The sequence below is a fragment of the Rhodococcus sp. H29-C3 genome, assembly GCF_030063405.1.
Lineage (GTDB): Bacteria > Actinomycetota > Actinomycetes > Mycobacteriales > Mycobacteriaceae > Rhodococcoides.
Genome location: NZ_JASITC010000003.1, coordinates 1 through 14,974 on the forward strand (window position 1 = coordinate 1; position 14,974 = coordinate 14,974).

At 62.9% G+C, this 14,974-nt stretch carries 10 protein-coding genes; 4 read left to right on the top strand and 6 right to left on the bottom strand.

The window, feature by feature from the left end:
- Positions 1-164: 164 nt before the first annotated feature.
- Positions 165-1,418, bottom strand: coding sequence for a pyridoxal phosphate-dependent aminotransferase (locus tag QMK32_RS07305; protein ID WP_283474034.1), 1,254 nt, complete (start codon positions 1,416-1,418; stop codon positions 165-167).
- 88 nt (positions 1,419-1,506) lie between these two features.
- Here QMK32_RS07305 and QMK32_RS07310 point away from each other — a divergent pair, with 88 nt between their 5' ends.
- Complete coding sequence (locus tag QMK32_RS07310) at positions 1,507-2,214, top strand: SOS response-associated peptidase (protein WP_283474036.1); 708 nt, start codon at positions 1,507-1,509, stop codon at positions 2,212-2,214.
- 64 nt (positions 2,215-2,278) lie between these two features.
- Entirely contained in the window at positions 2,279-4,189 is a 1,911-nt protein-coding gene (locus tag QMK32_RS07315; RefSeq protein ID WP_283474038.1) for a dipeptidyl-peptidase 5, read from the top strand.
- 237 nt (positions 4,190-4,426) lie between these two features.
- Here the strand turns inward: QMK32_RS07315 and QMK32_RS07320 are convergent, their stop codons facing one another.
- Together QMK32_RS07320 and QMK32_RS07325 are read right to left on the bottom strand one after the other, a co-directional pair.
- Positions 4,427-5,365 (bottom strand): type IV toxin-antitoxin system AbiEi family antitoxin domain-containing protein, encoded by a 939-nt coding sequence (locus tag QMK32_RS07320; RefSeq protein WP_283474041.1) that lies wholly within the window; start codon positions 5,363-5,365, stop codon positions 4,427-4,429.
- Between the two features lie 144 nt (positions 5,366-5,509).
- Positions 5,510-8,677, bottom strand: a complete 3,168-nt coding sequence (locus QMK32_RS07325; protein WP_283474043.1) for a (Fe-S)-binding protein — start codon at positions 8,675-8,677, stop codon at positions 5,510-5,512.
- Positions 8,678-9,229: 552 nt separating this feature from the next.
- Here QMK32_RS07325 and QMK32_RS07330 point away from each other — a divergent pair.
- Both QMK32_RS07330 and QMK32_RS07335 read left to right on the top strand, forming a co-directional pair.
- The gene (locus tag QMK32_RS07330) at positions 9,230-9,904 is read left to right on the top strand and encodes a DUF8020 domain-containing protein (RefSeq protein ID WP_283474046.1); all 675 of its coding nucleotides are present in this window, start codon (positions 9,230-9,232) and stop codon (positions 9,902-9,904) included.
- A 414-nt stretch (positions 9,905-10,318) separates the two neighbouring features.
- Positions 10,319-11,362 carry a GNAT family N-acetyltransferase gene (locus QMK32_RS07335; protein ID WP_283474048.1) on the top strand — a complete coding sequence of 348 codons (1,044 nt, stop codon included), beginning with the start codon at positions 10,319-10,321 and terminating at the stop codon, positions 11,360-11,362.
- 28 nt (positions 11,363-11,390) lie between these two features.
- Here the strand turns inward: QMK32_RS07335 and QMK32_RS07340 are convergent, their stop codons facing one another.
- From QMK32_RS07340 to QMK32_RS07350, 3 genes are all read right to left on the bottom strand, one after another.
- On the bottom strand, positions 11,391-12,707 hold the full coding sequence (locus tag QMK32_RS07340; RefSeq protein WP_283474050.1) for a S1 family peptidase: 1,317 nt from the start codon (positions 12,705-12,707) through the stop codon (positions 11,391-11,393).
- A 76-nt stretch (positions 12,708-12,783) separates the two neighbouring features.
- On the bottom strand, positions 12,784-13,842 hold the full coding sequence (locus QMK32_RS07345; protein ID WP_283474052.1) for a hypothetical protein: 1,059 nt from the start codon (positions 13,840-13,842) through the stop codon (positions 12,784-12,786).
- Entirely contained in the window at positions 13,839-14,960 is a 1,122-nt protein-coding gene (locus tag QMK32_RS07350) for a hypothetical protein (protein ID WP_283474054.1), read from the bottom strand. The genes QMK32_RS07345 and QMK32_RS07350 overlap by 4 nt, the downstream gene beginning before the upstream one ends.
- Positions 14,961-14,974: the final 14 nt, after the last annotated feature.

Sequence of the window (14,974 nt, forward strand, 5' to 3'; positions counted from 1 at the left end):
GGGTACGACCAGTGCTCGGGCACGCGAGGTGCCGTACGCCAATGTACAGATCTACAGCCGACTTGGCACCAGCATGGAACTGTTTTATATGTCACTTTTCAATTAATTTCCCTACTTCACGGTCAGCTACGGAACCGGTGCCCATGAACAGCGAGCCAAAGAACCTATTGCTTGTACGAAGCAAGAAAATTGCCGAACCGTTCGATCGCCTCCGACAGGTCACGCGCCCAAGGAAGCGTGACGATGCGCACATGGTCGTGCCCAGGCCAGTTGAATCCGGTTCCCTGCACCACCAGGATCTTCTCCTGCAACAGCAGGTCCTGGACAAGCTTCTCGTCGTCGTAAATCTCGTGCACTTCCGGGTCGAGGCGCGGAAATGCGTACAGCGCACCGCGCGGCTTCACACACGAGACACCGTGGATCTCATTCAGCTTCGTCCATGCGACGTCACGCTGCTCGAGCAGTCGGCCGCCGGGAAGAATGAGATCGCCGATGCTCTGATGTCCGCCCAGCGCCACCTGAATCGCATGTTGAGCGGGCACATTCGGGCACAGCCTGGTCGACGCCAACAGGTCGATACCTTCGAGGAATCCGGCCGCATGTGCCTTGGGCCCGGTGATCGCGAGCCACCCTGCCCGGTATCCAGCCACTCGGTACGCCTTGGACAGCCCGTTGTACGTCAAGCACAGAAGGTCGGGAGCAAGGCTTGCCAACGACGTGTGTTCGGCGTCGTCGTAGAGTATTCGGTCGTAGATCTCATCGGCCAACAGCAAAAGCTGATGCTTACGAGCCAGCTCGACGATGCCCCGCAGGATCTCCTTCGAATACACCGCACCGGTCGGATTGTTCGGGTTGATCACCAGCAGCGCCACCGTCTTCGGGGTGATCTTCGATTCGATGTCCGCGAGGTCGGGATTCCAACTGTTTTCCTCGTCGCATACGTAGTGCACGGCCTTACCGCCTGCGAGCGTCGTCATCGCCGTCCACAGTGGGTAATCGGGCGCGGGGATCAGGACCTCGTCACCGTCGTCGAGCAAGGCCTGCATCGTCATCGTGATGAGCTCGGACACGCCGTTACCCAGGTAGATATCGTCGACGTCGAGTTCGGGGAAGCCAGGTTCGAGCTCGTAGCGCGTGACGATCGCACGCCGGGCGGACAGAATGCCCTTCGACTCCGAGTAACCCTGCGCATACGGCAACGCAGCGATCATGTCACGGACGATGACATCGGGCGCCTCGAACCCGAACGGCGCAGGGTTGCCGATGTTGAGCTTGAGAATCCGATGGCCTTCGGCTTCCAGTCGCGCCGCATGGGCGTGTACCGGGCCGCGGATCTCGTACAGCACGTTCTGCAGCTTCGTCGACTGCTGCAACGTGCGATGTTGACGCGTTTGATGGTTCGCCTGCGGTTGGTTCACCCCCCTATCGTGCCAGGTCGGTGCCCAGCGCATCCAGGCATAGTGGACCAGGCATTTCTTGTCGGTGCGGGATGCGACAATTTTCCTTATGTGCGGACGGTATGCCAGTACCCAGAGCGACAGTGACCTACGGGCAGTCTTCGACATTGCCGAGACCATCGGTGACGAGCTGCCCCCGGCGTACAACGTGGCGCCCACGCAGACAGTGCGGACCATTCTCGAGCGCGCACCCAAAGATGAACCCGAGGCCGACGTCGTACGGCAGTTGCGTTCGGTCCGCTGGGGTCTGATCCCGTCGTGGTCCAAGGACATCAAGATCGGCAGCAGGCTCATCAACGCGAGATCCGAGACTATCACCGAGAAACCGGCATTCAAGAAGGCCGCAGCCCGTAGACGGTGCATCGTCCCAGCCGACGGTTACTACGAGTGGGAGAAGCGCGAAGGCAAAAAAGTACCCTACTTCCTGCACTCCGAACGACTCCTGGAGATGGCCGGCCTGTACGAGCTGTGGCGTGACCCGTCGAAGTCCGAGGAGGACCCGGATCGATGGGTCTGGTCGGTCACGGTGTTGACGGCTCCCGCAGCGGACGCACTCGGTCACATTCACGATCGCTCTCCGGTGATCGTGCCGGAGTCCCTTCGGGCCGAGTGGCTGGATCCGGCGATGACCGATCTCGGTTCGGTCCAGGAGATGCTGGCCGCTATCCCCGAGCCCAGCTTGTTTCCCTACGAGGTCAGCTCCGCGGTCAACAGCGTCAAGAACGACAACCCCGAACTGCTTCAACCGGTCGGCTAGTTCCGTCGCCCCGACGCGAAGGCGAGCACGGAGTCGGGGCAGCGACTCACCTACCCTGGTCGGTGTGACCCCTGCAGCGCTGCCCTTCGGATCCTGGCCATCCCCGATTTCCGCCGTCGATCTCTCCGCGAGCGGACACCCCGTCGAAGGGGGCCGGTTCGTCGGCGATGAGGTGTGGTGGTCGGAGATGCGCCCGACCGAGGGTGGGCGCACCACAATTTGCCGCATCGAAAACGGTGTGGTGACTTCACTATTGCCCGAACCGTTCAACGCGCGCACCCGTATTCACGAATACGGGGGTGGGGCGTGGACGGCGACCGAGGACGGTCGGATCGTGTTCTCTGAGTTCTCCGATCAACGCGTCCATATCTGTGCGCCAGGTGAGAAACCGGTGCCCCTGACCCCGGCGCCTGCAGTGGCGGCAGCGGTTCGATACGGCGAGCTGTCGATCGTCGGCAGCGAAGTGCTTGCGGTTCGTGAAACTCACGACGGGGCGAAGGTTTCCCGCGACATCTGCGCGATCGCACTCGACGGTTCCGGCGTTCGATCGCTGGCCTCGGGATCGGACTTCCTGGCATACCCGACGCTCTCGCCGAATGGGAACATGCTGGCGTTCGTCGCCTGGAACCACCCGCAGATGCCCTGGGATGGAACCGAACTCAGAATCGTCGATCTGGCTACAGGGGTGTCTCGGACCGTCCTCGGCGGTACCGAGGAATCCGTCTTGCAACCGGAGTGGATCGACGACGAGTCGCTGTACGTCATCAGCGACCGAACCGGATGGTGGAACATCTACCGGACATCCGTCGATGCAGAGGTAGTGGCATTGCACCCAGCGGATGCGGACTTCGGCGCTCCGTTGTGGCAACTCGGCGCACAGTGGTACTCGGTGCTCGACGACGGAAAGCTCCTGACGGTCAGGACCTTCGGTACCGACACGCTCGGCATCCTCGATCCCGTCACCGGACCGCTCGACGACATCGACCTCGATGGGCTCACCTCCATTTCCCTCGGTGGCCGCCGCGGGTCGTCCGTGCTGTTGCGCGCGGGCGGTGCGCACAGTGCCAGCGGGCTGCGACTGTTGGATCTCGACACGCGCTCGCTGGTGGAAATCCGCTCGGGGCGAGAGACGATTCCCGACGCCGCCTACCTCCCGCAGGGTGAGCTGATGACCTTCCAAGGCCCACAGCGCGAAGTTCATGCGATCGCCTATGCGCCCCGCAACCCCGAATACCGCGGACTCGAAGGAGAGCTGCCGCCCTACGTGGCATTCGTGCACGGAGGTCCGACGGCCCACGTCGCGCCCGGGCTCAACCCGGTGTTCGCCTACTTCACCAGCCGCGGAATCGGAGTCATCGACGTCAACTACGGCGGATCGAGCGGATACGGGCGGGAATACCGCAATCGCCTCCGCGGGCAATGGGGAGTCGTCGACGTCGAGGACACGATCGCGGCAATGCAAGGGCTCGCCGACGCCGGTCTCGCAGATCCAGCCCGACTCGCCATCGAAGGCGGATCGGCAGGCGGCTGGACCGTCCTGGCGGCGCTCACGTCCTCGGATGTATTCGCTTGCGGTGCGTCGTACTACGGCGTTGCCGAACTGGAAATGTTCGTCGCCGAGACTCATGACTTCGAATCACGGTATATCGACAGCCTGATCGGACCGCTCCCCGACGCGATCGACCTCTACCGAAGCCGCGCACCGATCAACAACGTCGACGGATTGTCCTGTCCAGTACTGTTGCTGCAAGGCCTCTCCGACCCGATCGTGCCGCCGTCGCAGGCCGAACGATTCCGGGATGCCCTCGTACGCAAGGGTATTCCGCACGCATACCTGGCATACGAGGGTGAATCGCACGGCTTCCGCAAATTGGAGACGCAGGTTCACGCGCGGGAATCCGAACTATCCTTCTACGGTCAAGTGCTCGGCTTCACCCCGCCCGGTATCCCTCAGCTCGAACTGTGGAGGCCCTGAGCGTCGTTCGGGTTGGAGCGCGCACCCTTTTTGGTAACCGGAACCCTTTGTTCGCGTCCGAGCGTGGGGGTGCGCTTTGGAAAAAGGGTGCGCGGTTGGGGTGTACGGTCGGGGTGTGCGCGGTCGAGAAGGTGCGCGGTCGGGGTGTGCGCGGTCTAAGTGTGCACCCTTTCTGGAAACCGGGGCCGGTTGTTCGCGTCCGAGCGTGGGGGTGTGCTTTGGAAAAAGGGTGTGCGCTCAGCGGGCTATCGCTGTCGGTGGCGGCGACTTGGCCGCTCGTAGCGCTGCGGCTTCGATTCGTCGACGAACCTCGACCGGTGCAGACAGATCCGCCCACGTCAGGCGGACCACTTGAATGCCGGCGTCTCGGATCGCGTCCTCTCGAAGCTTTTCGCGCCACACCACTTCGTGTGCAGTCGAGCCTTCAGGGACTAGTCGTCCGTATTTGATCTTGCCGTCGAACTCGCACGCCGTCGTGATGGCTCGAAGGTAGAAGTCGACGCGTGCGATCGATTTACCCTGCACCACAATCGAAGTCTGCAACTCGGGAAGGTAGCCGAGTTCGGCCAGCGTCACTCGAGTTCGAGATTCCCCGACGCTTTCCGCGCGACCGTTCATGAAGTTGGCCACGCGCAACCCGGCAGCGTTCCCGGAATGCGTCGGGCGGAGATCCAGCGCATTCACCACCTCGGCCGAGGTCAGATTGTGTAGCCGAGCAGCTTCGTCGGCCGCGCACACCGCAGGCTCGAACTTTTCGGAGCGCGCGATATCGGCGATGGTCCGTTCGAGACTCGTCACTCGAATACCGTCGACGTCCACTACCTCGTGTGGGTGGTACGGCGAACAGTGAAGGACGCGAACCGAACTCGTGCGCGCTCCACTTCTGCGATTACGCGTGACATGCACTTTCCTCAAAGGCAGACCCCACACCGACAGGCCATGGACGACGGCCGCCGAGACGTGACTGAGCACGGCGTCGGGGGTGCGAGCCGCGCCCAAGACTGCCTCGGCGATCACGCGGTGCTTGTCGACGGCACCGAGCGCGTCGAACTCGTCTCGGCTCACGAACGCCCCTGGGCGCAGACGTTTCCACGACTCGGTTCGGCAATAACGCTGTAGTTCGGAGTCGGTAATTCCGCGGGCGAGGGCGTCCTGCCGGCGAACGATTCGGGTCACGTGCTCATAGTCGTCAGCGATGCAGCTATGGGCAATGGCCTGTGGATGGACCTGTGGATAACCAGAGCGCGCACCTCTTTTCACAAGTAAACCCCCTTTCTCTGAGGTGAGAAAGGGGGTGCACTTGCGAAAAAGGGTGTTCGGTTACTTCTTTCGGCCCGGAGCCTTCGCGCCCGCCCGGAATCCGAGACCGCCCGGCTTGGCGGCTGGGGGAGCAACAGGTGCGTCACCGTTCGACGGCTGTGCACTCTCGCCTGCCGAGGCTGCAGGCTCAGCCGCAGTAGCCGACTCAGCTTCGCTCGACACTGCAGGCTCGGCGGCTGAATCCGCTGCAGGCTCGGACTCGACTGCAGCTGGAGCCTCAGCGGACGGCGCCTCAGCCTCTACTGCCGGAACCTCTGCCACCGGCTTGCCCGGTGCCTTGGCGCCCGGCTTCTTGTAGCCTGACTTGACTGCCAGGCCCTTGGCTTTGACGGTCGGCTTCGATTCGACGGCTGCCGAAGCTTCGGTCGGTGCTGCGGGCTCGGACTCGACTGCTGCTGGAGCCTCAGCGGACGGCGCCTCAGCCTCTACTGCCGGTGCCTCAGCAGGCTTGCCCGGTGCCTTGGCGCCCGGCTTCTTGAAGCCGGACTTCATGGCAAGACCCTTCGGCTTGACGGTCGGCTTGGTCTCGGTCGCTTCTGCCGAGGATTCTGCTGCCGACTCACTTGCCGTGGGTGCTGCAGCTTCCGTAGTCGGAGCTTCGGCTGCCGGCGCAGCAGCCTTGGCGCCAGGCGCCTTGCCCTTCACCTGAAGACCCTTGCCACCTGGTGCTTTCGCGCCACCGGCCATACCGAGGCCCTTGGGCTTGGCAGCTGGCGGCGCGGCTTCTGCCTCGGGCGCGGCAGGTGTCGCTGCAGCTCCCGGGGCTTTCGCTCCCGGTGCTTTCGCGAGGCCCTTCATCTTCAGGCCACCGGCCTTGGGTGCAGGAGCTGCCGGTGCGGATGCCGACTCTGCGGGCTCTTCGACGGGCTGGACGCGCTCGGCTTCTTCGACCTCAGCGGCTTCCTCGGTGACGATGTCCGCCTGTGCCGGCTTCTCTCGTGGAATCACCTTGATGTTCTCGCCCAGAACCGAAGATTCGACGCGGGTGATCGACTCGAGCATCAGCTGCGCGACGTCGACGACCTCGACGCCTTCGTGTTCGCCACCCTCTTGGCGTGCGGTGACGCCGTCGGTGAGCATGACGCGGCAGAACGGGCAGCCGGTCGCGATCTTCTTCGGGTTCATGCTGAGCGCTTCGTCGACCCGGTCGATGTTGATGCGCTTGCCGATGTTCTCTTCCATCCACATGCGAGCGCCACCGGCACCGCAGCACATGGACCGTTCGCCGTGTCGCGGCATTTCCTTCAGGTTGGAGCCCGCGGCAGCCATGAGCTCCCGGGGAGCGTCGTAGACCTTGTTGTGACGTCCGAGGAAGCACGGGTCGTGATAGGTGATGTCCTGGCCGACGGTAGCCACCGGGATCAGTTTCTTCTGCCGCACCAGACGGTTCAGGAGCTGAGTGTGGTGCACGACCTCGTAGTCGCCACCGACCTGCGGGTACTCGTTACCGAGCGCGTTGAAGCAGTGCGCACAGGTGACGACGATCTTTCGCTGCTTCTGCTCGACGCCGTCGAACAGGTTGTTCAGCGTCTCGATGTTCTGCATCGCGAGCTGCTGGAAGAGGAATTCGTTACCTGCGCGGCGTGCGGAGTCACCGGTGCAGGTCTCGTCGGCGCCGAGGACCAGAAACTTGACTCCGGCGGTGGCGAGAAGCTCGGCGACGGCCTTGGTGGTCTTCTTGGCGCGGTCCTCGTAGGCACCGGCGCAGCCGACCCAGAACAGATACTCGTAGTCCTGGAAGGAGTCGGCATCCTGCCCGAAGACGGGGATGTCGAAGTCCATCTCTTTGATCCAGTTGAGGCGATCTTTGGAGTTCTGGCCCCAGGGATTGCCCTTGTTCTCCAAGTTCTTGAACAGGCCTGCGAGCTCGGACGGAAACTCCGATTCGATGAGCACCTGGTAGCGACGCATGTCGAGGATGTGGTCGACGTGCTCGATGTCCACGGGGCACTGTTCGACGCACGCGCCGCACTGGGTGCAGGCCCACAGTGTCTCGGGGTCGATGATGCCGCCGTCGATGGCTTCGGCGACGAGCTTGCGATCGGCTTCGTCACGGGCTGACTGCGGGATTGCATCGAGCTTGGCCTGGTCGGGTTTGCCGTCGGCGTCGACGAGACCAATCTCGTCGCCTGCCATGTCCTTCTTGCCGCCGGCGAGAAGGTACGGAGCTTTGACCTGGCTGTGATCGCGCAGCGACATGATGAGCAGCTTGGGTGAGAGTGGCTTGCCGGTGTTCCAAGCGGGGCACTGCGACTGGCAGCGACCGCACTCGGTGCAGGTGGTGAAGTCGAGCCAGCCCTTCCAGCTGAAGTCCTCGATCTTGCCGGCGCCGAATGCGTCGACGTCGGGGTCGGCCTCTTCCATCACGAGGACCTTGCCGCCGGACATCATCGGCTTGGCTGCGCCGAGTGCGGCGGTGCCGTCGTCTTCACGCTTGAAGTAGATGTTGGGGAAGGCGGTGAAGCGGTGCCAGGCGACGCCCCAGTCGATGTTCTTGCCGACGTAGTAGAGCCAGATCATGCCGGACATCAGCTTGATGAACGCGAAGACCGACACCATCACGACGCTTGCGGGCAGGATCTTGGCGATGTTCATGGTGAAGAAGTCGGTCCACGGATTCGCGTGGCCGTACGTGGCGATCTTGCCGGCCTTGACGAAAATCATGCCGAGACCCTCGACGAGAACGACGGCCTCGACGAAGTAGGCGGCGCCGAATCTAGAGCCAGCGAAGCGTGCCTGACGCTCGGCTTTGCGCGGGTGATTGAGCTGTCGGATGACGATCAGCGTGAGGATGCCGAGGACGGTTCCGATACCGAGGAGCTCGTCCGCCAGGTGGTAGATCGCCCAATTGCCGACGATCGGCCAGTGGAACTCGGGATTGAACGTCTGCCCGTAAGCCTCGAACCAGAGGGGGAACCCGATCAAGAAGCCGACCATGACAAGCCAGTGCGCCCAGCCAACGGTGCGGAACTTCACCATCTTGGTGTGCAAAGCAAACTCGACCATCATTTGCTTGAAGCGAGGAATGATCGGGCGCCAGCGGTCTGGGGCAGGCTGACCGAGACGCACGATGTTGAACATCCTCAACCCACCGCGGATGAAGTAGTACCAACACACGAGACTGAGCAGCGCACCGAACGTGCCCAACGAGATCGTCACGGCGTTCATGTAAGCGGCCTTTCGTTATGTAGGCAGCGGGGGAGCTGCCTCGGGTCCAGCCCGACAAGCGTACGACTTTCAAGGTTACTCGCCAGTAATAGTGTTGTTCTACTGACGGGTAACTTAGCAACGCGGAGATCGCTCTGCGCTGGTGGATCTCCGGATCGTTCCACTTTCCGGTGGGCTGAACCGGTCGGTAGAGTCCGTCCTGACGGTCACGTTATGCGTAGGGCGAACATCGGTGTTCGAGAAGGCAGTCCTAAGTAGCCGGCATCGCATCCTCTCCGAGCGTTAGGACCGGGTGTCATCGGCACTCGGTCACGGTCACAGTTCGGTACGAAATCGTGTCCTTGTCTGCGCCTGATGGTCCGGATGTGACAAATGGGCACTATTGGGACTCGGAAAGAACGCGAGAGGATAACGATCGGTCGAGTTGTAGGTTATGCTGCTGCCGCACCGACTAACTCGCGGATTCGGTCTTGGGGTGTTTCTGCGTCTGCGGGGCAGCTTTGTTCGACAACAGCCGGGCTCGATTTGCATAGAAACGGAAACAATCTCCAGATGAAACTCAGCAAAATGGTCGTCACATCGGTGTTCGTTGCCGCGGCGATGGGGCTCGCCAGCGGAACAGCCTATGCAGATCCGACTCCGGCGGCGCCCGAGGCACCCGCACAGGACATCGGCTACGAGTCGAACCTCGAAGATCGCACCATCGTCACCACGATCGATGCGGGCGTCTTCAAGGTCGCCGACGACGGCAAGACGGTCGATGTGCTCGATCAGGCCGACAACGTCGTCGTCACCTTGCCGCTCAGCTTCAATCTCGGCGGCTTGAGCTTCCCGTACGAGCAGAACGTCGACGACGACGGCAAGACGCTCCGTCTCGTTCCTCAGCTCGATCTGACCAAGGCCTCGGCCAACTCGCGCACTCTCGGCGCAACGCAGGTTGCTTCGACCGAGGAAAACCTCATTGCGCAGCAGACCTTCGCGACGCAGCTCGGAATTGCTACTGCCATCGGTGGATTTACGGGAACTATTATCGGTGCTCTCGCCGGTGGCCTCGGATTCCTTGGTGGTCCGGTTGGATTTGCCTCTGTTCCGCTGGGCGCTACTGTCGGCGGAATTGTCGGCACGATCATCGCCGGTGGGCCGACTCTGGTTGTCGCAGGCATCGACCTGATCAACACGCTGAACGCTGCTCCGGGAACCTCGAAGTTCGCAGACAGCGTCAACTGAACGCTCTCGACATAACATCAGCCCGTCACCTCAATGGAGGTGGCGGGCTGATGTGTGTTCGAGTTCAGCCGAATCGAATGCCTGGGTCCGCCAGTGCGATTCCGTTGATCACGATCGTCACCAGGTAGCCGATCAGGTCGAGTCCGACTCCGATAAGTCCGAGCATGCGGGATGCCTTCCGTTCGAGTGATGCGGCACGGGTGTACCTAATGGTCTCGCGATGATCATACGACGTATTTGCATCTCAGTACGACGTGCCGCGCATCGAATTAAACTCTGCCGCAGCAGGAGTCGGCCCTTCGGTGCGTGTGGACACGCTCGACTCACGTGTCGGTTGTTCGGATGAACGTTTTGGTTTTCTTTGCAAGCCCTTGGTACTTTGTTGGAGTGGAAACAGGCGTCACTGCAGTTACGATGCATGTCCATTCCGAGCCCTCGTCCATCGAATCCGAGTGGTCTGCGCTCGCTGACCGTGTCGGGACGGTGTTCTCGTCGAGGCCGAGCTTCGTGGCCAATGTTGTGCGTGCGTCGAGTCTCGACTTCGAATTGGTGGCGATTCGTCGAGACGGACAGTTGGTTGCGTCGGCTGCATTGTCTCTGGTGCGCCGCGGGCCGTTCACTCTCGCGAAGGTGATCGGCACCGGTTTGGGAGTGCCGATCGAGTTTCTCAGCGAGGACACCGAAGCCTCCGACGCGTTGCTCGATGCCATTGCGTCCCTGGGTTACATGGTGGATGCCGATTCCATGATCACGAACGATCCCACTGTGCGTAGGCTCGCGCAGCATCCGTCATGGACAGTGAACATGATGGTGCGTGAACGTGTCCCGGTCATCGATCTCGCTGTCGGACAGACAGCCTCGGATCTTCGAAGTGCGAAATCACTGAAGAGGCTTCGCCAATACCGCAGCGAGGTGCAGCGTCGGTCGTCGTTTCGGGTCGAGGAGATCACCGACATCTCGCATCTGGACGTTCGGTGGAACGACATCCTGGAGGTAGCGGTCCGCGGGATCGCCGGCACCACGAAGATCAACTATCTGACTGCGCCGCATGGCGAGTTCGCTCGCGATTTCCTTCGGAGCGAGGCGCGAGCAGGCAGGCTCTGCATTGCAGGTCTGGTGATCGACGGGCAGTGGTCCGCCCACGAGATCGGGCTGCGAACAGGCTCGCGGATGGAAGGGTGGCTCACTCACTACGACCCGACAGTCGGGCGGTGCCAACCCGGCCATCAGCTGATCGAGTGGTTCGCGAACAATCACGACGAACTGGGTGTCGACGCACTCGATCAGGGAGTGGGCGTCAACGAGATCAAATCGGTCTGGGCCACATCGGATTACGAGCTCGTTCGAGTGTCGGCGGTACCGAAGACCTGGGCCATGTCCGGGGTGCTGGTCCGACTTCTTCGCCAGCTTCCCCCGGCCCTCTCGCGCATTCGACGATACGTCCAGCGCTGTCCCTGACCCAAGCCCTTGTCGGGGCCGACTATCTTCAGCCGATCGAGGCAGTCCTGACGGTCGTGCCTGTTTCTGCCGCAACCTGATCGATCGGGATTCCCAAGCTTGCCGTGCCGCCGAACTGCGCGAGTGCGAGGTTGGCCTCGGTGCAATCGGGTGCGCCGCCACTGTTGGAGCCGCTGGTGATTCCCAGAGCGAGGGTTCCGGTCACGATGGCGCCACCACTGTCGCCCGCGAGAGTGCATGCGGTACTTGCGAACCCGCGCACGGTGCGGCTGGTGCCGTCTTCCATGAACAGTTGAGTCTCGACGCGGTCTGCGGCAACCACTCCGCAGGTGAACGAAGACGACTGACCGGACTTGCAGACGGGCGCTCCGACGACGGGGGAAGCAGTGCCGGTGATGGTCACCGTGCTGCCGTTGGCTCCGCGGACGGTCGGCTTGTCGAGACCGGAGGAGGTGCCGTTGTCGTTCAGCGAGATGACCGACCAGTCGAGTGCGCTGGGCGATCCGAGGCTGGACTCGACGAAGGTGCCGATCTGCGTGCTGTCGTGCACGTTTGCCGGGTTCGGTAGGTAGACGGGTGCACCGCCTGCACCGGTGGCGGCATTCGGATTGCAATGCCCCGCACTGAGATTGACCGACTGTCCCGAGCCCGACGTGGCGTTGAACCCGAAGGAACAGACGCTGATGTCGTTAGGCGCGGTGTCCTTGATGGGGCCCGCGGTGGTGACGTAGGTGTCTCCACCCATCGGCGTCGGGTCGGTGGGCTTGGGTCCACCCGGCGACAGGATGACCTTCAGGTTGGCCAGCAGTGTCGGAAGGTTGAGCGCGCTGCCGATGGGACTGTTCGCGAGGTCGATGACGATCTGATTGTCCAAAACGTCTATCGAAGTACCGTTTACCTGACTGGCGACCTCGCGGGGCAAGGTGGAGATCCAGTTGTTCAGGTCCGTGAGCGACCTTTCCAACCCGTCTGCTGAGACGGGGGCCTGCGCGGAGTCGTAGCCGTCCTGCGCCACGGCCTGTGCTGCGTCCTGAGATGTCACCGCGACGACTGCCTTGCCGTCGGGACCTATCCAGGCACCGGCAAAATCGGCTGGTCGGTTGGCGCGGAAATCCGTTGCGTAAGTGGACAACTCCTGCGCCAGGGCCGCACGATCGAGGTACTCCTGGGGAGAGATTTTCAGATCGCGTACCACAGCCTCTGCGAGTTCACGCGGCAACTGATCTGCGGCGGACTGGTCGACTCCACTGTCGGGCTCGGCCGAGGCCGGTGCAGAGAAGGTACCGAAGAGTAAGAACGCCGTCGAACAAACCACCGCTGCGCGCAGTGCCCCCGTGTTACGCATGAAATCCCTTCATCAGGTGCTGACCGTCAGCGCCCCACCTTAGGCCATAGATCACAGAAAATTATGAACGGTATGGTCAGCGGCCTGGCAGGGAAAGATCGGGAAACGTGAAGTCGGGAAAAGTAAGCCGTGGTGGCTGCGTTTTCGTCGGCGGGAGTGGTAAAGAGGGCTCGGGCGCGACCGTCTCGGGAGCGGGCGGGGGGAGCGGCTGCGCCGGAATTGTCTCGACGATCGGCGGCTCAGTGTTCGACGGCTCTGGGGTCGGCACCGATTCAGGGCTCGGCAATTCGCTGGGCGGGGCGCCGAAAGTCGGGATCGGCACTGCAGCGGCGGGAACAGGCGTCGGCGACGGTTCGGTTGCCGGTATGGAGCCTGCATCGGTGATCGTCGGGGGAACGACCTCGGCGCCGTCGCTGAAGGCGCCCACAGCCGCGGCGATACCGATCGAGACGAGAACGAGCGCGATCGCAGCCGCTGTCACGATTGCGATGGGGCGCTTGGAGTTCGGTGTATCCGTGGACTGTGGACCACTGGGCGAGAGTGGAACCTGCACCGGGATCGCCTCGGAGAATGCCAAGGCGGGCGCGGGAGTGACGACGGGCAGTGCGTCGGTATCGGCCGAATCCGATGAGACCGGGTACATGGCTTCGACTATTCCCAAAGCGCCGCGGGTGACGGTGACCTGATCGAGGTCACCGGAGTTCGATCGAAAAAATTCCCGTGCAGCAGCCTCGTCCGAGATCAGAGTGACCTGCTGGAGGTCGACGCGGTCGAGGGCGTCCCGCACCGAGTCGATGGCGTGAGAACTCCAGGTGTTCGGGTGTGTCAGGACCGCGTGGGGCACGATGCCACCGTGCTCGGCGGTCACCGAGTTCACGAGGCAGAATGCGGCGGTCGCGACGAGATCTTCGGCGCGGAATTCTTGATCGCTGTGCTCGGGCTCGTCGACACGGCCGAGGAATCCGACGAAGGGCGTCGAGTCCGCTGACGGGTCGGCACCGAGTCGCGCGGTGCCGTCGCCGGAGTAGAACAGGGCGGTGTCGGTGACGAAGACCGACGGGTGCTCGCTTCGCTTACGTCGATGGACTGCCACCGATACCCCGTCGGCGATCGTCATCGCCAGATATCCGGTCACGGTGTCGGCTTCAGCATGGTGTTGTCCTGCTGACTGTCCGGGGTGGCTCCGCTGGGCTCTGTCGGTGGCTCCGGTTCGACCGGATCGGTCGGCTCCTCCGGACTCGGATCGATCACTTCCGGCTGGTCGACGTTCGGCTCGACGGGTTTCGGTGTGGTCGTTTCCGGTTCGGTTTCGACGGAGGTCTCCGGGGCGGGCTGGGTCGTCGCAGGCGTGATGACGACGTCCGAGGTACGAGGCGGTTCCGGGGGCGTAGTGGTGGGCGCAGGGGCCGGGGCGACGATCTGTTCGGTCGATGGTTCGACGAACGGTACGACCGTGGGGAACGAAATCTGCGAACTCGGACGGACGATCGGCACGGTCGCCTCGGCGACCTGTGCGCTGTCGATCTCTGGGATCGACGGCCCTGACGTGTCCTGGATCAACAGTGCCGTCAGGCCTGCGCCGAGCGTCAGAAGGGCTGCGAACGCGGCCGCCGCAAGGATGGGGGTGCGTGTCCACAGGGGGCGCACCGGAGTTCGTAGCGGTATTTCCTCGGTCACGGCCTCGATCGGGAACTCGGCGGCGAGCACCGCAGCGCCGCGTGCGGCGGCGATACCGGAATCCGATCCGGCCCACCTGACATCGAGTCCGCCCGCCCATGCTGCGCGTGCTTCGGACTCGGAGACGAGTGCGACGTGGTCGAGGCCGACGCGGCTCATGGCCATACGCACTGCCGAGACCTGCTCCGCCGTCCACCGTGCCGGGAATGTCGCTGCAGCTGCGAGCGTGTCCACCGGGGTACCGATGGACTGGGCGACGTCGGCGAGAAGGCATCGAAGTGCCATCGCGACGAGATCTCCGGGGGCATGATCGCTCGACGCTTCTTCGCCGATCGCGTCGACGAATCCGGTGTACTCGACTGCATCGGGGTCGTCGGTTCGACCGAGCGAAGCGGAACCGTCGGAATGGACGTAGAGAACAGTGTCGTGCAGCGAGGCGACATGCAGGGAAGGACTCGAACGCGCGGCCCTCGATACCGCTGCGATTGCGCGCTGATCGTCGATGTACATGCCGACGTCGGGTAATTCCTGCGCGGGCGGATGGGCCTGCGCAGGCTCGGCGGACCGATTGATCATCGCTACTGCTACCT